General features: G+C 64.6%; 16 protein-coding genes and 1 tRNA gene. 8 read left to right on the top strand and 9 right to left on the bottom strand.

The features are described from left to right. Positions 1 to 10 precede the first annotated feature (10 nt). The gene (locus HF989_RS01530; RefSeq protein WP_168683594.1) at positions 11 to 1,156 is read left to right on the top strand and encodes a glycerol dehydrogenase; all 1,146 of its coding nucleotides are present in this window, start codon (positions 11 to 13) and stop codon (positions 1,154 to 1,156) included. A 65-nt stretch (positions 1,157 to 1,221) separates the two neighbouring features. On the opposite strand, the gene thrB is transcribed toward HF989_RS01530, so the two are convergent. From thrB to argS, 4 genes are all read right to left on the bottom strand, one after another. Then, the gene (gene thrB, locus HF989_RS01525) at positions 1,222 to 2,151 is read right to left on the bottom strand and encodes a homoserine kinase (RefSeq protein WP_168683593.1); all 930 of its coding nucleotides are present in this window, start codon (positions 2,149 to 2,151) and stop codon (positions 1,222 to 1,224) included. Positions 2,152 to 2,164: 13 nt separating this feature from the next. Further along, complete coding sequence (locus HF989_RS01520; protein WP_168683592.1) at positions 2,165 to 3,517, bottom strand: homoserine dehydrogenase; 1,353 nt, start codon at positions 3,515 to 3,517, stop codon at positions 2,165 to 2,167. 87 nt (positions 3,518 to 3,604) lie between these two features. Beyond that, positions 3,605 to 4,969, bottom strand: coding sequence for a diaminopimelate decarboxylase (gene lysA, locus HF989_RS01515; RefSeq protein ID WP_168683591.1), 1,365 nt, complete (start codon positions 4,967 to 4,969; stop codon positions 3,605 to 3,607). Next, positions 4,969 to 6,621 carry an arginine--tRNA ligase gene (gene argS, locus HF989_RS01510; RefSeq protein ID WP_168683590.1) on the bottom strand — a complete coding sequence of 551 codons (1,653 nt, stop codon included), beginning with the start codon at positions 6,619 to 6,621 and terminating at the stop codon, positions 4,969 to 4,971. Before argS ends, lysA begins: the two co-directional genes overlap by 1 nt. A 165-nt stretch (positions 6,622 to 6,786) precedes the next feature. On the opposite strand from argS, the gene HF989_RS01505 reads away from it, so the two are divergent. From HF989_RS01505 to HF989_RS01485, 5 genes are all read left to right on the top strand, one after another. Next, positions 6,787 to 8,469, top strand: a complete 1,683-nt coding sequence (locus HF989_RS01505; protein ID WP_168683589.1) for an L-lactate permease — start codon at positions 6,787 to 6,789, stop codon at positions 8,467 to 8,469. Positions 8,470 to 8,559: 90 nt separating this feature from the next. After that, a complete protein-coding gene (locus tag HF989_RS01500) occupies positions 8,560 to 9,345 on the top strand; it encodes a (Fe-S)-binding protein (RefSeq protein ID WP_168683588.1) in 786 nt (261 codons plus the stop codon). Further along, entirely contained in the window at positions 9,342 to 10,892 is a 1,551-nt protein-coding gene (locus tag HF989_RS01495; RefSeq protein ID WP_168683587.1) for a LutB/LldF family L-lactate oxidation iron-sulfur protein, read from the top strand. Before HF989_RS01500 ends, HF989_RS01495 begins: the two co-directional genes overlap by 4 nt. Further along, entirely contained in the window at positions 10,893 to 11,564 is a 672-nt protein-coding gene (locus tag HF989_RS01490) for a LutC/YkgG family protein (protein ID WP_168683586.1), read from the top strand. A gap of 236 nt (positions 11,565 to 11,800) precedes the next feature. Next, positions 11,801 to 11,877, top strand: a tRNA-Arg gene (locus HF989_RS01485). Between the two features lie 1,003 nt (positions 11,878 to 12,880). Here HF989_RS01485 and HF989_RS01480 read toward each other — a convergent pair. Further along, positions 12,881 to 13,483, bottom strand: a complete 603-nt coding sequence (locus HF989_RS01480; protein ID WP_168683585.1) for a cadmium resistance transporter — start codon at positions 13,481 to 13,483, stop codon at positions 12,881 to 12,883. Beyond that, the gene (cmtR, locus tag HF989_RS01475) at positions 13,480 to 13,839 is read right to left on the bottom strand and encodes a Cd(II)/Pb(II)-sensing metalloregulatory transcriptional regulator CmtR (protein ID WP_168683584.1); all 360 of its coding nucleotides are present in this window, start codon (positions 13,837 to 13,839) and stop codon (positions 13,480 to 13,482) included. Before cmtR ends, HF989_RS01480 begins: the two co-directional genes overlap by 4 nt. A 624-nt stretch (positions 13,840 to 14,463) precedes the next feature. Here cmtR and HF989_RS01470 point away from each other — a divergent pair. Continuing rightward, positions 14,464 to 14,997: a YceI family protein gene (locus tag HF989_RS01470; RefSeq protein WP_168683583.1), complete on the top strand. Its 534-nt coding sequence runs from the start codon at positions 14,464 to 14,466 to the stop codon at positions 14,995 to 14,997. A 67-nt stretch (positions 14,998 to 15,064) separates the two neighbouring features. Then, complete coding sequence (locus tag HF989_RS01465) at positions 15,065 to 15,880, top strand: polysaccharide deacetylase family protein (RefSeq protein WP_246233730.1); 816 nt, start codon at positions 15,065 to 15,067, stop codon at positions 15,878 to 15,880. Here the strand turns inward: HF989_RS01465 and HF989_RS01460 are convergent. From HF989_RS01460 to HF989_RS01450, 3 genes are all read right to left on the bottom strand, one after another. Then, positions 15,877 to 16,107, bottom strand: coding sequence for a PspC domain-containing protein (locus HF989_RS01460; protein ID WP_343033508.1), 231 nt, complete (start codon positions 16,105 to 16,107; stop codon positions 15,877 to 15,879). The genes HF989_RS01465 and HF989_RS01460 overlap by 4 nt on opposite strands. An 82-nt stretch (positions 16,108 to 16,189) precedes the next feature. Then, a complete protein-coding gene (locus HF989_RS01455; RefSeq protein WP_168683582.1) occupies positions 16,190 to 16,654 on the bottom strand; it encodes a MarR family winged helix-turn-helix transcriptional regulator in 465 nt (154 codons plus the stop codon). An 11-nt stretch (positions 16,655 to 16,665) separates the two neighbouring features. Beyond that, on the bottom strand, positions 16,666 to 19,314 hold the full coding sequence (locus HF989_RS01450; RefSeq protein WP_168683581.1) for an AAA family ATPase: 2,649 nt from the start codon (positions 19,312 to 19,314) through the stop codon (positions 16,666 to 16,668). Position 19,315 lies beyond the last annotated feature (1 nt).

The following is a 19,315-nucleotide window of genomic DNA, read 5'->3' as shown; positions in this document are numbered from 1 at the left end:
CTCGGGAAGTATGACAGCTAAACCAAGTATTTTCTCCAGTCCATCCCGCTACGTGCAGGGCAAGAACGCGATGCACGAGCTGGGCACGTACCTGAAGCAGCTGGGCAAGAACCCCCTGCTGCTCTCCGATGACACGGTGTGGGGTCTCGTCGAAGACCAGCTCACCGACGGGTTCCAGAAGGAAGGCCTGCCGGTCAACCGCGTCGAGTTCGCCGGGTTCGCCACCGCAAAGCGCGTCGACGACACCGTCCAGCTGATCAAGGACAACGGCTACGACGTAGTGGTTGGCCTCGGCGGCGGCTCCGCCATCGACTCCGCGAAGGCGGCCGGTTTCCAGGCGGACATTCCGTGGGTCTCCGTTCCCACCGCTGCCTCCTCCGATGCACCGACGTCCACCCTCTCCGTCATCTACACCGAAGACGGCGCGTTTGACGAGTACCGTTTCTTCCCGCGCAACCCCGACCTCGTCCTCATCGATACCCAGCTCGTGGCCGGTGCCCCCGAGAAGTTCCTCGTCGCCGGTATCGGCGACGCCTTGGCCACCTGGGTCGAGGCACGTGCCGCAGCAAAGGGCAACGGCACGACCATGAACGGCGGTCACCCCACGCGCGCCGGCGCCGCACTCGCAGAGCTGTGCTGGGACATACTTTGGAACGATGCCTTCGCGGCGCTCGACGCAGTGCGCGCAGGCGTCGTTACCCCGGCACTCGACGCGGTGGTTGAGGCGAACACGCTGTTGTCCGGTTTGGGCTTCGAGTCCGGTGGCCTGGCAGCTGCCCACGCGATCCACGACGGCCTCTCCGCCGCCGAGCAGACCCACGGGCTTTCCCACGGCGAGAAGGTCAACATCGGCACCATTGCCCAGCTCATCATGGAGGGCGCGGAGACCGAAGAACTCGAGGACTTCATCGAGTTCAGCACCCGCGTTGGTCTGCCGACCACGCTCACCGAGGTCGGCCTGTCCCCCGAGGACACCGACGTGCTTGAGGCAGTCGCGAAGGCCGCTACCAGCGAGGACGAGACCATCCACAACATGCCGTTCCCGGTCACCCCGGAGCAGGTTGTCGAGGCCCTCATCACCTTGGAGTACACCTCCCGCCGCGTCCGCGAGGAGCGCGGCCTGCCGGAGCCGAAGCTGTACGTGAACGAGCACTAGCCGCAGCCAACGCCGAAGGCCGCACGATTTCGCATCGTGCGGCCTTTTCGTTCGCGCTTAGCCGTTTAGTCGTGCAGTAATTCCCCGGTCGCGGGGCCCGCGACGTCGAGTTCGATCACGCGGAGCCCGGCGGAGCGTGCTTCGTCGAGGAGCGACGGCTCAACGGCGGTCGTAGTGAGGACGAGCGCTGTCGGGCCCGCACCGGAGAGGTACGCGGCGTGACCGCGGTTGCGCAGGCGGTTGACCCACTCGGCGGTGATCGGGAGCACGTCAGCGCGATACGGCTGGTGCAGGCGGTCTCGGGTGCCCTCGAAGAGAAGCTCTGGGTGGTGCTGGATCGCCGTCGTCATCACCGCCGTGCGCGAGACGTTGAAGCGTGCGTCCGTGTGCGTGACGTGACTCGGGAGCACCTTGCGCACCGCATTCGTGGAGGCGTGGAAGTTCGGCACCAGCGCTACCGCCTTGATGGACTCGTCCACCGGAATGCGCACCGCGCGGTACGACGGTTTGGATTGCCCGTCGACGGGAATATCGGTCCACGACACCACGGCGCCACCGAGGGCGGAGGCACCCGCGTTGTCCGGGTGGCCTTCGAACTCGGAGGAGAGCTGCACGATCGCATTGTGGTCAAGCGGCGAGCCAGCGAGCACATTGGCGGCAACCACACCGGCCACGGCCGCGGCAGCGGACGAGCCCAGACCGCGCGATTGCGGAATGGAGTTGTGGCAGACCACCTGCAGACCGGGTGCAGACACATCCGCGGCCGCGAGACCGGACTGGATGGCCCTAACCACGAGGTGGGAGCCGTCGCGCGGCAGGTCGTCGGCACCTTCGCCGAAGATCTCCACCTCTAGGCCTGATTCAGTGACCTCCACCTCGACGGTGTCGTAGATGCTCAGCGCGATTCCGAGGGTGTCAAAGCCCGGGCCGAGGTTCGCGGACGAGCCGGGGACGGTGACCTTCGCCTTGAGGCCGGGTTGCAGATCGATCGCCATGGTGCAACCCCCCTTACGAATCCAAGCGAATGACGGAGTTGACCGCCAGCACGTCGTCGTGGCCGGTAAGCTGCTCGACGATCTCGTGCAGGTCCTTTTCCCGCGCCGCGTGGGTGACCACGATCAGGTGGGCGTCGTCGCCGGACTCTTCCTGGCGCACCGCAGACAGGGAAATGCCCGCCTTGGCGAAACGGTTTGTCAGATCCGCCAGAACGCCAACGCGGTCGTTGACCGACATGTTGATGTGGTAGCGCGTCGTCACCTCGTCGAATGCGACGACCGGGTAGTCGGCGTAGGGGTTTTCCGCCGGCGCACGGCCGCCGTGAACCTTATTGCGGGCTGCACCCACGAGGTCGCCGAGTACTGCGGAGGCGGTCGGGGCGCCGCCCGCGCCGTTGCCGTAGAACATCAACCGGCCCGCCGCCTCGGCCTCGACGAAAATAGCGTTGTAGGACTTGTCCACGGTGGCAAGCGGGTGCTCGTTCGGCACGAGAGTCGGGTGTACGCGCGCGTTGACACCGGTGGTGTTGCCGTCTTCGTCCACAAGCCGCTCGCAGATGGCCAGGAGCTTGATGGTCTGGTTCGACTGCTCCGCCGCCGCGATGTCGTCGGCGGTGACCTGCGTGATGCCCTCGCAGTAGACGTCGTCGAACGTGACGCGGGTGTGGAAGCCCATGGAGGCGAGAATAGCCGCCTTCGAGGCAGCGTCGTGGCCCTCCACGTCCGCGGTCGGATCAGCTTCCGCGTATCCGAGCCGGGTCGCCTCGGCCAGCGCCTCCTCGTAGCTTGCGCCGGTGGAGGCCATCGCGTCGAGGATGAAGTTCGTGGTGCCGTTGACAATGCCGGAGATACGCTGCACCTGGTCGCCCGCGAGGGATCGGCGCAGCATGCCCACGACCGGGATCGCGGCGGCCACCGCGGCCTCGTAGTACAGGTCCACGCCGGCGGCGTTAGCAGCGTCTGCAAGCTCCGCGCTGTGCGCGGCAACGAGCGCCTTGTTGGCAGTCACCACGGATTTGCCGGCGTTCAGCGCCTCGAGCACCAGCTCGCGCGGGTAATCGATGCCGCCGATCAGCTCCACGACGATGTCCACGTCCTCGCGGGTGACCAACTCGCGCGCGTTGTCGGTCAGGTACAGGCCCTGGACCTCAGGGGCATCCTTGTGCTTGTCGACGTCCGATACCGCGACCCCCCGCACCTCGATCGGGCCGCCGATTCGCTGCTCCAAGCTCGGCCCGAATTCGGAAATGAGGCGCAGCACCTCGGTACCGACGGTGCCTTTACCCAGCACCGCAATACCTACGGGAGTACCGATGCCCTTGCCCGGGTAATTGCCGTTGTACCCCTCGGCGGTGGCGGAAGTCATGATGCGTGTTGCTCCTTCGTCAGGCGTTGTGGGGACCAGCGGCGAACCGCTTTGTCTACTATTGCGCAGCTCACACGCCATGGTCAATTAATATTCGCGGGCGAGAAGGTCCTCGACGGTTTCGCGGCGGACCATTGGCGTGACCTCCCCACCCCGGACCGACACCACGGCGGGTCGGCCGAAGGCGTTGTAGTTCGACGCCATGGAATAGCAGTACGCGCCTGTCGCCGCCAGGGCGATGAGATCGCCAGGCGCGACGTCGTCAGGCCACGTCGCGTCCTCGACAAGAATGTCGCCGGACTCGCAGTGCGAGCCGACGAGACGCGTATCAGTAGGCGCGCCGTCGGTGAACCGGTTGACCACGCGAGCGTCGTACAGCGCACCGTAGAGCGACGGGCGGATGTTGTCACTCATGCCCCCGTCGACCGCGATGTAGCGGCGGGAGGTAGTAAACGAGGTGTCCACGTCCTTGATCACCCCAGCGGTGTACACGGTGACGGCGGAGGGGCCCGCGATAGCACGGCCGGGCTCCACAACCACTGTCGGCGCGGTGATGCCGAGGCCGTCTGCGACCTCCTGGACGGCCGCGAGCAGGTCGGCAGCCACCGCAGCCACGTCCAGGGGTTTCTCCCCCGGCATGTACGCGATGCCGTAGCCCCCGCCCAGGTCAAGGTAGCCCAAAGCCACACCCTGGGTCCTCCAGATCTCTGCGTACAACTCGAGGACGCGCTCTGCCGCGAGCTTGAACCCTTCCGCGTCGAAAACCTGCGAGCCGACATGGCAGTGCAACCCGGTCAACTCCAGCGAGTCCGACTTAATCGCGGCGACGGCGGCCGCCAGTGCGTCGCCGGTGGCCAGGGAGATACCGAACTTCTGGTCCTCGTGGCTTGTGGCGATGAATTCGTGCGTGTGCGCGTCGACGCCCGGCTTCACGCGCACGAACACGTCCTGCTTCACGCCTGCCTCGCGGGCGACGGCCTCCAGCTGGGCCAGTTCCTGCTGCGAGTCGATCACCACGTGACCGACTTTGGACTCCACGCACAGCCGCAAAAACGCGTCGGACTTATTGTTGCCGTGCACGGTGATGCGCTCCGGAGGGAAATCAGCGGCCAAGGCGATGCGCAGCTCATTTTCGCTGGCCACGTCGAGGGCCAGCCCTTCTTCATCAACCCAGCGCGCAACGTGGCGGGTCAAAAACGCCTTGGAGGCGTAGTGGATGTTTTCCGGGGCCAGGAACGCGGTTGCCATGTCGCGGCAGCGCGAGCGGAAGTCGTCTTCGTCGACGACCACAACCGGGGTGCCGTAGTCCGCAGCGATCTCCGGCAGCGGCACACCCGCGATGGTAACTACCCCGTCTTCCTCGCGTTTCGCACAGCGGGGCCAAACGTGGGCAGGTAAGTCGTTGAAGTCGCCATTGTCCTGCTCGTACGGCGTGGAGATAAAGACAGTCATTACATCCGCTCCGGTGCGTTCACGCCGATCAAGCCCAGCGCGTTGGCGACGACCTGGCGCGACGCCATGGCGAGCGCGAGGCGCGCCGCGTGGATCGGCTCCGCGTCCTCGCCGGCCTTTGGCAGAATCTGGCAGGCGTCGTAGAACTTGTGGAAGGCGCTTGCCAGCTCCTCGGTGTAGCGGGCGATGCGGTGCGGCTCGCGAAGTTCCGCGGCGGCCTTGACCACGGCGGGGAACTCGCCCAGGGTGCGGATGAGATCGCCCTCCTTGTCGTGGCTAAGCAGGGAGAGATCAGGCTCGGCGTAGGAGACGCCGGCATCGATCGCCTTGCGCTCGATGGAGCACAGGCGGGCGTGCGCGTACTGGACGTAGTAGACGGGGTTGTCGGAGGACTGCTTCGTCCATAGATCCAGGTCGATGTCCAGGGTGGAATCCACGGACGAGCGCACCAGCGAGTAGCGGGCGCCGTCCACGCCGATCGCGTCCACCAAGTCCTCGAGCGTGATCACCGTGCCTGCGCGCTTGGACATCTTCACCGCCTGGCCGTCGCGCACCAGGTTCACCATCTGCCCGATGAGCACCTCAACCGCGTCCGCGTTGTACCCCAGTGCCTGAGCGGCGGCCTTCAGTCGCGCGATGTATCCGTGGTGGTCAGCCCCCAACATGTAAATGGCAAGGGTGTGGCCGCGGTCGAACTTGTCGGCTACGTACGCAATGTCGCCCGCGATGTAAGCGGCATCGCCGTCGGATTTGAGCACGACGCGGTCTTTGTCGTCGCCGAAGTCCGTCGAGCGCAGCCACCACGCACCGTCCGCCTCGTACAGGTTGCCGTTGTCCTTCAACGTCGCGATCGCTTTGTCCACCGCGCCGGATTCGAACAGCGAGTTTTCGTGGAAGTAGACGTCAAAATCGACCCCGAAGTCGTGCAGGGACGCCTTGATCTGGGCGAACATCATTTCCACACCCACCGCACGGAAGGTCTCCTGCACCTCCGCCTCGCTGCCCTCGAGCGCGTGGGGGTGCTTTTCCACCACGGCCTGAGCGATGTCCCGGATGTAGTCGCCGCCGTAGCCGTCCTCAGGCGTCGGCTCTCCCTTCGCCGCCGCGACGAGGGAGCGGGAGAAGCGGTCGATCTGCCCGCCGTGGTCGTTGAAGTAGTACTCGCGCGTCACTTGCGCGCCGGAGGCCTCCAGCGCGCGGCCGAGGGAATCCCCCACAGCGGCCCAGCGGGTGCCGCCGAGGTGGATCGGGCCTGTGGGATTGGCGGAGACGAATTCCAGGTTCACCTTCTCGCCGGCGAAAAGGTCGGAGTGGCCGAACTGGTCGCCCTCCGCCAGCACCTTCGCCACTAGCTGCCCCTGGGCACCCGCTGCAAGGCGGAGGTTGAGAAAGCCGGGCCCGGCGATCTCGGCGGAATCAATGGCGGGATCCTCCGACAGGTCGTCCGCAAGCCAGCCCGCGAGCTCGCGCGGGTTCGTTCCCGCCTTTTTCGCAACCTGCAGCGCAATGTTGGTGGCGTAATCACCGTGCTCGGGGTTTCGCGGGCGTTCCACAGTCACTGTGTCGGGAACGACGGATGCGTCGAGATCGTGGGCTGCGAGTACGCGCGTGGCGGCCTCTTTCACGGTTGTTGCGAGTTCAGCTGGCGTCATGGGCCACAAGTTTAAAGCACCCTCCGACACCGCACGCAGCGTGCCCACAGTCACCCAGGTGCCATAGGTCACACCATTGCCCTACCCCTGTATTCGTCACTTTCCTTCGAAAGATGGCATATTGTTTCAGTCATTGCACTTCCCAGACTCGAAAGAGCGTTTTCCATGGACCAATTTCAAGTGGTCACCGATGCCATCGGTGGCAGCGTGGGTCTTTCGGCACTGGTGTCTACCCTGCCGCTTCTGACCTTCTTCATCATGCTGTTGGGACTGAAAGCCCGCGCGCACACCTCGGGTGCTGTAGCACTCGTCGTTGCCCTGCTGGTGGCCATCCTGGGCTTCAACATGCCCACCGGAATGGCACTTTCTGCAGCACTGCGCGGTGGGCTCTTTGGCCTCTTCCCCATCGTCTTTGTGATCCTGACGGCGATCTGGTTCTACCAAATCACCGTCGCGTCCGGTCGCTTCGAAGACCTGCGCCTCGTCTTCGACAAAATGGGCAACGGCGACGTGCGCATCCAGGCCATGCTCATCGCATTCTGCTTTGGTGGCCTGCTTGAAGCCCTCGCCGGCTTCGGTGCGCCGGTGGCCATCACCGCAACCATGATTCTGGCGCTGGGCATCCCGCCGCTGAAGGCCGCGACCGTTGTGCTCATCGCCAACACGGCACCCGTAGCGTTCGGCGCCGTGGCGATCCCGATCACCACTGCCGGTGACGTCGGCGGCCGCACTTTGGAGCAAACCGAGAACATCGCGGCGATCGTGGGCCACCAGACCCCGATCCTCGCGTTCTTCGTCCCCTTCGTCATCGCCCTGCTTATCGACGGCTGGCGCGGTGTCCGCGAAACGGCACCCGCGGCTGCTGTAATCGGCGGCTCCTTCGCCATCGCACAGTGGTGGACCTCCAACCACTTCGCTTACCAGCTCACCGACGTTGTCGCCTGCATCGTCGCACTCGGCGCGGCATTCGTGCTCCTGCGCTTCTGGCAGCCCAGCGGTGTTGACGCCATGCGCGAGCGTCTGGAACTTCCGCACCGCGCCTCCCTGGACGGGGAAGAGGCCGAGCTGCCGGCTAACCGAGTGTTCATGGCGCTTCTGCCGTACGCCGTGGTCGTGGTTGTCTTCGGCCTGGCCAACCTCGGCTCTGCCATCCCGAATTGGCTGAAGCAGTTCAAGATCTCTTTCCCGTGGCCGGGCCTGGACGGCAAGCTGCTCAATGCAGCAAGTGAACCAGTCAACAGCGACTACTCGTTCGCCTACATCAACAACCCGGGTAGCCTTCTGGTCATCTCTGCCATTATCGTGACCGTCCTGTACATGGTCTTCAACGAAAACGGCCGCTACAGCCTGACCTGGGGCCAGGTGGGCAAGGAATTCACGGACACGGTGTGGAAGATGCGCTGGTCCGCACTGACCATCGTGCTGGTGCTGGCCCTAGCGTACGTGATGAACTACTCCGGCCAGACTGTCACGATCGGCGAGTTCTTCGCTAACCTCGGCCCGGCGTTTGCCTTCTTCGCCCCCGTGCTCGGCTGGGTGGGCGTGGCTGTCACCGGCTCCGACACGTCCGCCAACGCCCTGTTTGCCAACCTGCAGGTCACCGCCGCGCAGAACTTGGGCCTGAACCCGGACCTGCTGCTGGCTGCAAACACCACCGGCGGTGTCGTGGGCAAGATGATTTCGCCGCAGTCGCTCGCCATCGCGGCCACCGCGGTGAACATGGAGGGCAAGGAGTCCGAGATCTTCAAGAAGGTCGTCGGGTGGAGCTTCGGATTCCTCATCGCGGTATGCGTGATAGTGTTTCTTCAGACGAACGTCCTCAGCGCGCTTGCGCCGGTCGTTCCGTAACCGACAACTGAATATCGGAGCCCTCGAGGTCGTCACAGCCTGCGGGGGCTTTCACTTTCCCTGTGATCTCTCAAATTTAGGAGTCCGAACATGCGAGTAGCGCTGTTTTCTACTTGTATCGGCGACGCTCTCTTCCCCGACGCGCACAAGGCCACCGCCATTGTGCTTTCCCGCTTGGGCTATGACGTTGTCTTTCCCGACCAGCAGACTTGCTGTGGCCAGATGCACGTGAACACCGGCTACAAAGAGCAAGCCATCCCGATCATTGAAACTTACGTCGACGCATTCTCGGACCCATCGATCGATTACGTCGTCGCACCGTCCGGCTCCTGCACCGGCGCCGTGCGCGAGCAGCACGTTCAGCTGGCTGAGCGCTTCGGCTCCAAGGCCCTTGTCGACGGCGCGAAGACCGCCTCGAAGAAGACCTACGACCTCTCCGAGTTCATCGTTGACGTCGCCGGCACCTACGACGTGGGCGCGTTCTTCCCGCACCGCGTGACCTACCACGCTTCCTGCCACTCCAAGCGCTTCATCGAGGTGGGCGATCGCCCCATCGAGCTCCTGCGCCACGTTGAGGGCATCGAGCTGGTGGACCTGCCCAACGTTGAGGAATGCTGTGGCTTCGGCGGCACCTTCTCTGTGAAGATGCCGGAGGTCGCCTCCGCCATGGTTTCCGATAAGGTGCGCCACATCAAAGACACCCAGGCTGAGTACGTCACCGCCGGTGACTCCTCCTGCCTGATGAACATCGGTGGTGCCCTCTCCCGCCAGCACATGGGTATTCGCTCGGTGCACATGGCTGAGATCCTGGCCTCCACCAAAGAGCACCCGCTGACCCCGACGTCCGCGGTGTACAAGAAGGAGAAGATGCTGTGAAGGTTGCACTCGGCCAACCCACTATGCCGCCGTTCGCAAGCGGCCCGTCCCACCTGCGCGGCACCGAGAAGTTCCAGAAAGCTGCGCACCACGAGCTCAACGACGTAACCAAGCGCCGCAACTACCAGTACGCAACCACCACCATTCGTGTGAAGCGCCAGGCAGTTGTGGACGAGGTCGACGACTGGCAGGACCTGCGCGAGGCAGGCTCCGCCATCAAGCGCGACGTCATCGCCCGCATGCCGGAGCTGCTGGAGCAGTTCGAGCAGAACGTGACCGCACGCGGCGGCCACGTCCACTGGGCGCGCGACTCCAAGGAAGCCAACGAGATCATCCAGGGCCTGGTCAAGGCCACCGGCGAGGACAAGGTCGTCAAGATCAAGTCCATGGCCACCCAGGAAATCGCCCTGAACGAGGAGCTGGAAAAGGCCGGCATCTTCGCGCAGGAGACCGACCTGGCTGAGCTGATCGTCCAGCTTGGCGAGGACTTCCCGTCCCACATCCTGGTTCCGGCGATCCACCGCAACCGCGCGGAGATCCGCGACATCTTCACCGCGAAGATGCCGAACACCGACGAAACCCTGACCCAGGATCCTGCCGAGCTGGCAGAAGCCGCCCGCAAGTTCCTGCGCCAGCAGTTCCTGGAGGCCAAGGTGGCCGTCTCCGGCTGCAACTTCGGTTGCGCGGACACCGGCACCGTCTCCATCGTGGAGTCCGAGGGCAACGGCCGTATGTGCTTGACCCTGCCGGAGACGCTGATCACCGTCATGGGCATTGAGAAGCTGCTGCCGTCGTTCGAGGACCTCGGCGTGTTCCTGCAGCTGCTGCCGCGTTCCTCCACCGGTGAGCGCATGAACCCGTACACCTCTCTCTGGTCCGGCGTGACCGAGGGTGACGGCCCGCAGAACTTCCACATCGTTCTTTTGGACAACGGCCGCACCGCTGCCCTGTCCAACGAGATCGGCCGCGAAGCACTGAAGTGCATCCGCTGCTCTGCCTGCCTGAACGTCTGCCCGGTGTACGAGCGCGCCGGCGGCCACTCCTACGGCTCCACCTACCCGGGCCCGATCGGCGCAATCCTCTCCCCTCAGCTAACCGGCATCGAGTCTTCCGATGACCCGAACGGCTCCCTGCCGTACGCGTCCTCCCTGTGCGGGCGTTGCAACGAGGTCTGCCCGGTGAAGATCCCGATCACGGACATCCTGCTGGAGCTGCGCTACCAGAAGACGAAGAACGAGCCGAACCAGGTGGAACGGGCTGCGTTCGCTTCCCTGGCGCAGGTTTGGGGCCACAGCGGCGTGTGGGACAAGCTCGTGCGCATGGTCGCGCTGGGCCGCGTACTCGGCGGGTTCAACGGCAAGATCGAGACCATGCCGCCGCCAATCTCCGGCTGGACGGAGTACCGCGACGTCGCCGTGCCGCCGAAGAAGTCCTTCCGCCAGTGGTGGGACACGGACGAGGCGGAGCGCTTGCTGTCGGAGGCCCGCGAGCAGGGTATCCCCAGCGGCCAGCAGGTTTCGGCTAAGCGTTTCGAGGAGGACAAGTAAATGACCACTCCCGTATCCGGTGACTCCGCCCGCGACACCCGCAACGAGGACGCGAAGCGCGAGATCCTCAAGCGCATCCGCGACGCGCAGCAGCTGTCCGACGCGCCTGAGTCGGTTGAGGTTGTGCGTAACTACCACACCTCGTCCGACCTCAGCGGTGACGAGCTGCGTGAGGTCCTCATCGACCGACTCGTCGACTACAAGGCCGACGTCGTGCAGACCACCGAGGAGTCGCTGCGCGAGGACATCCTCCGGGTGCTCGCAGACCGCGAGTGCAAGGAGATCGTCTACGCCCCCGGCTTGGACGCCTCGCTTTTCGACGGCTTCGACGGAACCGCGCGCCCGGACAGCAACGAATCCGACCCGCGCGAGCTTGGCGACGTCGATGCCGTGGTCACCGACTCCCACGTGACCTCCGCCCAGACCGGCACGATCGTGCTCGAGTCTGACGACGTGTGCGGCCGCCGCGCGCTGTCCTTGGTTCCGGACCGCCACATCTGCATCGTGCGCCCGGACACCGTGGTGTACGGCGTGCCGGAGATGATCTCCCGCGTCAACCCGGAGCGCCCGGCGACCATGATTTCTGGCCCGTCCGCTACCTCCGACATCGAGCTCGTGCGCGTCGAGGGCGTGCACGGCCCGCGCGACCTCATCGTGATGGTCGTGAAGTAGCCGGTTTCCTGGCATAGCGAAACGGCCGGTCCCGTTCGGGGCCGGCCGTTTCGCTGTCATTGTTTCCCGTGTCGCGCCGTTCCCGCGGCGCGCACAAATCATTATGGGGCGCCGGGGTTGCAAAACTATGGGGTGCGCCTGAGAGTCGGTTGCGGGTTAGTTCGACATTCAATCACCGCGCGCAGCCACACCCAATTTCATCGTGGCCGTAGCCGGGTGCTAACCTTTAGCGCATTGTCTTCGTAGCTCAGTGGATTAGAGCATCGGTTTCCGGTACCGAAGGTCGCAGGTTCGAATCCTGTCGGGGACACCATGTGTTGTCTCGAGACATCGTTCCTACGGTGTCTCGGGATTTTTTGTTTTTGAAGTGCCCCGGGGTGGGGTAGCTGGTGGGGCTCTGAGGGGTGGTGGGGGCTAGATTCCTGCGGGATTCGGCGGACAGCTGATTGCCCCCCGGGCTCGGTGGGGTGCTGCCGAGGTGGGCTGATGCGGCATGAGGCTGTCCTGGCGTTGCTTCGCGGTCTCAGGGAAGCGCAGGCAGGGGGCCTTTGCTTAGTGACGAGCGTTCCGTTGCCACTCGGGGCCGATGCGAACGAGGTGCGGAACGATGTCTCGCTACATGGTTTTCCGCGGCCGCGGGGCGCTTCCGGCGCGGTGTTTGCCCACCGGAACGATGTGGTGAGACATCCCCGCAGGACAAACCGGAACGATCTCATGAGACATGCGGAACGATGTCACCGAACCAGACACTGTCGGGGACACCAAACCAAATGGGGGGGGTTTCCGCAAACCTCTTCAGGTAATTCACGAAACCCCGTGCCGGCCGAAGGAAACTGGCCGCGAACACAAAAATGACCCGCTCCGCTCGTTTGGAGGGGTCATTTTTTCTTCTAAAACGCCGTTCCTGCTCGGGTTGTCGCGCCGGATTGCTTATGAGCGCGGACCCAGCCGCGGAAGAGTTTCCGTACTCATTCCGAGCTCGCCGGCGATGCAGAAGTCCGCACCGTGAGACGTGTGAGGGTCAGCTTGCCCGTGCAGCACCAGTTCGATGGCGCGCTACTGAACTTAGGGTTGTACTTCGAGGGAGTATGTAGGGTTTCTTTTTCCAAATTCCCGCCCTCTACTAAACCCGTGGCGAACCAGTAGTGGCGCGTGCACTCAGAGGCTGTGGCTTCGTTCAACTGGTCGCGCGGTTTTTGCAGCGCTCCATGGCGGTCTTGTTGCTGCGATCACGCAGGACTGGCTGCGGGTAGCTGTTGGGGTCTGAACCAAGAGGGGTGCGCCAGGTCGGGGCCGTTTGGAACACTGCCGCTACGTCAAAGCCCGAAGGCTCCGCCGCTGACGAGGATCACGATGCCGAGGCCGATGAGAACGATGGGAAAGAGGATGTCCTCCCAGCGTTCGAGCACTTCCGCGATCGGGGGGCGGGTGGCGACGAACTTTGCCAGGGCCACCAGGACCGCAACGAGCGCGAGGAAGATAACGCAGTAGGCGACTACTGCGAGAGGTTCCACGCTGAGGAATACAGGGGTGTAGACGCCGATGTTGTCGCCACCGTTGGCAAAGGTGACGCCTGCGACTGTCCCCACGCCGACCTTCTTGCCGGCAACCTTGGCCTCGTCGTCATCGTCGTCATCGTCTCCGCGCCAGGCCTGCCATGCGGCCCAGAGGCCGATGCCCAGAGGGATGAGACCAAAGTATGGAATGGCTGCCGGGGGCAGAAATGCTCCGGCGCCGATGGTCACAAGGATCGCGGCGACGAGGATGCCGGCAAATCCGAGGTACTGGCCGGCCAAAATACGGGCGGTGGTGCCGCTCTGGCCTGCCCCTCGCGCGAAGAAGAGGGAGAGCACGATGATGTCGTCGATGTTGGTAGCTGCGAACAGGCCTATCGCCTGCAAGACCGTGGTGAGGATCATGCGCCCTCCCCAGCTACGTCGCATCCGGGAAGCGAGCAGGCGGGATCCATGCACGGGGCGTCTTCGTTTACTGCCAGGGTGGCATCGACCAGTGTCGTCAGCGCCTGCGCCAGGTGCGGATCGGCAATCTCGTATCGTGTCCGACGACCCTCGGGCTCGGAGACGACGATCCCGCAATCGCGCAGGCATGCCAGGTGGTTGGACACATTCGAGCGTGTCAGGTCCAGAGCTCGAGCCAGTTCCGCCGGGTAAGCGGGATGGTCGAGCAGGGTCAAGATGATCCGCGATCGAGTGGGGTCGGCCAGTGCACGACCCAGGCGGTTCATCACGTCGAGACGTGAAGCAATAGTCAGCATTCACTGAACTATACAGTGAGCACTGAACATGTCAAGTCCGATGTAGCGGCGTAGCAGTGTGTGCTGCTCAGGGGACAGTGGAAGTGGCAGAGATTCCGGCAAAGTTGCGAAACAGCGTCGCCAGCTCGAGATCCAAGTTGTGCGCGAGCCTGGTGTAGTTGGCAAGGCCCGTTTTCAGGCGCGAAGAAGAGACCCGAACGACCGAAACTCGATGATGTCGTCGTCTTGAACCGGGAAGGCTCAAACAAACTTATCGACCTCACCCGCAGCCTCGCCTCGATTCCCGTTACCGGCGAGAAAACCTCCAGGGTTGACGATGACGTTTTCGCATGCATCGTCGCCGACCAGAGCGAACTGCAGTAGCTATACGACGAAAACCCCGGGGCGATCCAGACTCTCGTAGAAACCGAGACCTCGGCCGCTGAGATCAAGGAACTGAAGAACCGTCGCGATGTCATTGACACTGTGCAGTTGTGGCTTGATGACGACGAGGCGTTTGCCCAAGCGAAAGACGCGGCGGGTGGCGCTGAGAAAGCTCGCTAAACCTGAAGTTGTTGACGCGTCATACACTGGCGCGTACACTTGCCGACGTTCATCACCGAACCAACGAACTGAGGAGATCTCATGGCTGCTCTAACTGGCACCTACAACTTGGACCCCGCCCACTCGTCCATTGGCTTCACCGTGCGCCACGCGATGGTGACCAAGGTCCGCGGCGAGTTCACCGACTTCGACGCCACCGTCACCATCGCGGAGGACCCGGCCGCAAGCTCCGCCTCCGGCACCGTGCGCACCGCCAGTGTGGAAACCCGCAACGCCGACCGCGACGCGCACGTGCGCGGCGAGGACTTCTTCGCCGTCGAGCAGTACCCGGAGATGACCTTCACCGCCACCAGCTTTGACGTGGACGCGCAGGGCAACGGCACGGTCACCGGCGACCTGACCATCAAAGAGACCACCAAGCCGATCACCTTTGACGTGGAGACCTTCGGCGTCGAGGAGGATCCGTTCGGCAACACCCGCATCGGTTTCGAGGCTCGCACCACGATCAACCGCAGCGAGTACGGCATCGACTTCCAGGCACCGCTGAACTCCGGCGGCATGCTGGTCAGCGAGAAGGTCGGCATCGAGATCGAGGGCTCCGCGATCAAGCAGTAGCTTATCCACGAGCGCTTCGCCGCCTAGCCCAGTACACTGAACTGCTGTGCTGAGCAGGAGAACGTTCTTGTCCGCCACGAAAGTGGCGGGCATTTTTGCGCTCGCGGGGTGTGCGAAACCGCACCATGAGGTCGTGACCCAGACGGCAACAACCACCTCTACCGCGCTCGAAACGGTGACAGCGACGGCCCGCCCCGAGCGCTACGCCGGCCGGGTGCCGGTGAACTTTGGCACCTCGATGCCAGGCATCGCAGAGACCGTGCCTGCAGCCGCGGGCGCACGCACGATTGCGCTCACGTTCGACGCGTGCGGAGGCCCCCACGGTTCGGCGGTGGACCAGCGGCTCGTCGATACGCTGCACGAACACGCGGTGCCCGCAACGCTCTTTGTCAGCTCGACGTGGGTGGACGCGAACCCGGAGACCACCGCGCGTCTGGCCGCGGATCCGCTGTTCCGGCTGGAAAACCACGGCACACGCCATCTGCCGCTTACGGTCAACGGCGCGACCGCGTACGGCATCCCCGGCACCCAGAGCCCGGCGGAGGCGATGGCGGAGATCGACGACAACCGCGAGCTACTCTCCCGCTACGGGGTCGAGTCGAACTGGTTCCGGGCCGGCACCGCCCACTACGATGACGTCGCTGTAGACATCGCGCGCGACCGCGGGGTGATCATTGCGGGCTACACCGTCAACGGCGACTTCGGCGCGACAGCAACGCCCGAGCAGGTCGCCGGGAACATTGTCAGCGCCCCGGACGGCGCGATTGTCCTTGCCCACATGAACCACCCGGGCTCGGGTACGGCCGAGGGTGTGCACCGCGCGCTCGAACAGCTACGCGGCAGCAACATCCGGTTCACGTTTGTGGACGGCACTGCGCCCTAGTACTCGGCGGGCATGATGATCCAGCCAATGATGTAGGCGAGCAAGCCCGGGAAGATCCCCGCAAGCGCCAACAGCACGAAGATCACGCGGACCACCGTTGCATCCACGCCGAGGTACTTGGCCACGCCCCCGCACACGCCGGCGATGTACTTATCGGACATGGAGCGCTCCAGCCGCCTCGGGGAGTTATCCGGGGTGATGTTCTGGGGGTTGTACGGGTTGGACACGGGAATCCTCTTCTCTGTAGACGGCGCTTGGTTACCTGCAGCCCATCAAACCCCTGCCCGTCCCCTGCTGCAAGGGTGAGCCCTAGGACGGCAGGTCGTCCGCCGCGATCACATCGGTGAGGAATTCACGCAGCGTTGCGGCGCGGTCGTCGTCGAGGTGGTCGAAGATGAGGCGTCGGACCGTTTCCACGTGGTCGGGCACGGCGTCGCGCAGTCGCGACAGGCCCTCGTCCGTCAGCGTCACCAAGACTCCGCGGGCGTCTCCCGGGCACTTGCATTTGGTGACCAGGCCTCGTTTGGCCATCCGGGTGACTTGGTGCGACGCCCGCGAGCGGTCCCAGCCAAGTTCGGCGCACAGATCACGCAACCGAAGGGTGCGCTCATCCGCCTCCGACAGCACCACTAAAACCGCATACTCAGATGAGGAGATCTCGCTGCCGGCCTGCAGCCGCTCGTCGATCGTCCGGGATACTGCGGTGAACCCGGCGATCATCAACCGCCAAAGATCCTGCTCGTCCTCCTCAAGCCAGTGCGGTTGTGTAGTCATACGCGGTGATGTTAGTCCACGGCGGAGGATTTCAGTTCATCCATGGACAGCATGCGGGCAGCGGCGACGCGGTCAAAGCGCTGAGGAAAGCACGTCAGGACGATAACCTGTGCCGATTTGCCCACCTGGGTGAACAGCGAGTTCATGCGAGCGAGGCGCTCTGGGTCGGTGGCACCTAAGGCGTCGTCCACCACGACCGGCACCGGCGCCGTCGCGCCGCTTGCCGTGACAACGTCCGCGATGGCGAAGCGCGTGAGGATCGCCAGCTGCTCCTTGGTGCCGCCGGAAAGCTGCTCCAGCGGCACGCTCACCCCGTCGACAGTGCGTTCGCTGACCGTGAGGTCGTCGGCCAGGTTGAAGTCGACGCTCGGCCCGAACAGCACCCGCGCTCGTGCCCGGATGGCGTCGTTGAACGGCGCCGAGTACCGGGCGCGCGCCGCGTCGCGGTGTGCGTGCATGGTGTCCCGCAGCAGTCGCGCGGCCTCCGCCCGGCGGGTAGTGCGTGCAAGCTCGGTTTCTGCGGCGTCGAGCTCCGCGGCTGCACGGTCGGCCTTTTCCGCGGCTCCGGCCGCGATCTCAATGCGCCCGGTCAGCTCGGTGACGCGGTTGTGCGCCTCGGCCTTTCGCTTCTCCAGGTTGCGCAGACGGGTCTTCGCGCCGTCGAGCATCTGCTGCGCCAATTCTGGATCGGCGTCGGCAAGTTCCGCCGCAAGCGTTGCGTGCTCTTGCTTAGCCTCACGTTCTTCCTCGAGTGCGGCCTCCACGGATCGGGTAAGCGTTTCCGTGGATGCAGTCTGCTCGGCCTTCTCCAGCTCGGTGGCGGCGTGAGATGCCTCCGACTCTTTGGCCTCGAGCTTGGTTTGCAGCACCGTCAGCTCGCTTGCTGCCGTTTTGTCGGCGTAGGGCTTTAGTGCAGCATCCGCGGCATCGACGTCTCGTTCTGCCTCCTCTAACGCCAGCTGTGCCTGTTTGACGGCAAGCTCTGCGTCCTGCTCGTCCTGGGCCGCGACGTCGCCGTCAAGGCTGGCCGCGAGTTCTTCCACCTGAGCGGTGAGGCGGTCCCGTTCAGCTTCGAGTTCGTCCGCTCCGGTCCCGGCGAGCGCGTCGTCGCGGCGCTGACGAGCTGCTTTGAGCTCCGCCTCGTGCGCTTTGCACGCATCGCGGGCAGCACGGGCTTGCTCGAGGGTGTCGCAGCCGGTCTTTTCCAGTGCGCGGGCAAGGGAGTCTTCGGCATCCTCGACGGCGCGGCCGGAATCTCTCGCGCCCTGCGCAGCGCGGAATACCACGCCGAATTCGCCCAGAGTCAGCTGTGTGCCCTCAAAGACTGCGACCGTTTCCGTGCCGTCGACTGCCAGCGGCTCCCCGTCGACCTGGATAGTCGCGCCGTCTGCGGTGATTTCCAACTTGGCGGAGGCCGCGTCGCGCAGCCGGCGTTGCAACGTGAGGTCACTGTCGGCCTCTTCCAGCGCGCGGACATCCGCGTCCGTGACCTCGGGGCTCGGGACGGATTGCAACAGGGTCGCGTAAGCCTCCGAGGCTTCACGGATGCGGTGGAGCTGGTCGGTGACTTCCGTGAGGCGTCGAGAAGCGCGGGCGCTGTCGCGGGCGTGTTCGGCCTGGCGCAGCGCGGCGCGGGCGGTGCTCACGCGAGCCTTTGCGGAATGCAACGCCTCGGTCAGCTCTGCGATCTTCTCCGATTCCGCGTCGCGGGCCTGCTGTGCCGGGGCGAGTTGCTCGCGCAGTTCCTGTTCTTGGCCTTGCAGGGCGGCGACGCGGGCGGCAAGGGCGGCACGCTCGTTGAGGTCACGCTCGGCGCGTTTGCGGGCGGCGGAGCGGCGGGCCAGGCCGTCTGCTGCGGTCTGCGTTTTTTCCCGCAGCTTGCTGGCCTGGTCGTACTCCGCCTCGCGCTGGGTGAGCTCCTCGGTGGCCTCGGGCAATTCGGCGTCGGCTGCTCGTATCTCGGCCTCGCGGCGCGCGACCTCATCGACGAACGCCGAAAGGTTGTCCACCTCTGTTTGGGCCGTGCGTAGCGCTGCTCGCGCCGCATCCACGGCATCGGCTTTAGCGGTGACAGAAGCTTTGGGTTTTGGTGGGGAGGAGGCCGTCCAGTAGCGCGAATACTCCGCCTCGATCGCCTGCATGAGCGCGGTGTCTTCCTCGCCGGAGTGGTCCCCGCCCGATTCCGCCTCGAGCGCCTGCGAAATCGAGGGGATACCGGCTGCCGCGATGCCCGGTTCAAGCTCGCCCTGGCGCAGGAATAGCGTGGACGCCAAGTTTGCGTCCATTTGCTCGGCGATGAGGCGCGCGAGCTCGTCGTCGGCCTGGCGCCCGGTGAAGTTTTTGTGCACCGGCGAGTGGATCTGCAGCTCAGCCAGCTTGCCTTTCAACCAGCGCTTGCGGATGGTGAAGGTGGTCTCCCCCACTGTGGCGGTCAAGGTGACCTCCGGCGACGCATCGCGGCCCACGGGTGCAAACACCTTGATCTTCTTCCCGCCGGCGGAGTGGCGTTCTCTCAGCACGGTGTCAATGGCATCGAGAATTGTGGACTTTCCGGCCTCGTTGTCGCCGTGGATGACAATGACACCGGTGTCCGGCAGGTCGTGCAGTTCGAGGTGCTCGATGGCACGGAAGTTATCGATGACCAGGTCGTGGATGCGCATG

This window comes from Corynebacterium mucifaciens (genome assembly GCF_012396315.1).
Taxonomy (GTDB): domain Bacteria; phylum Actinomycetota; class Actinomycetes; order Mycobacteriales; family Mycobacteriaceae; genus Corynebacterium; species Corynebacterium mucifaciens.
The sequence above is the reverse complement of the archived record's forward strand: the minus strand, read 5'-3'. Positions and strand labels throughout refer to the sequence as shown.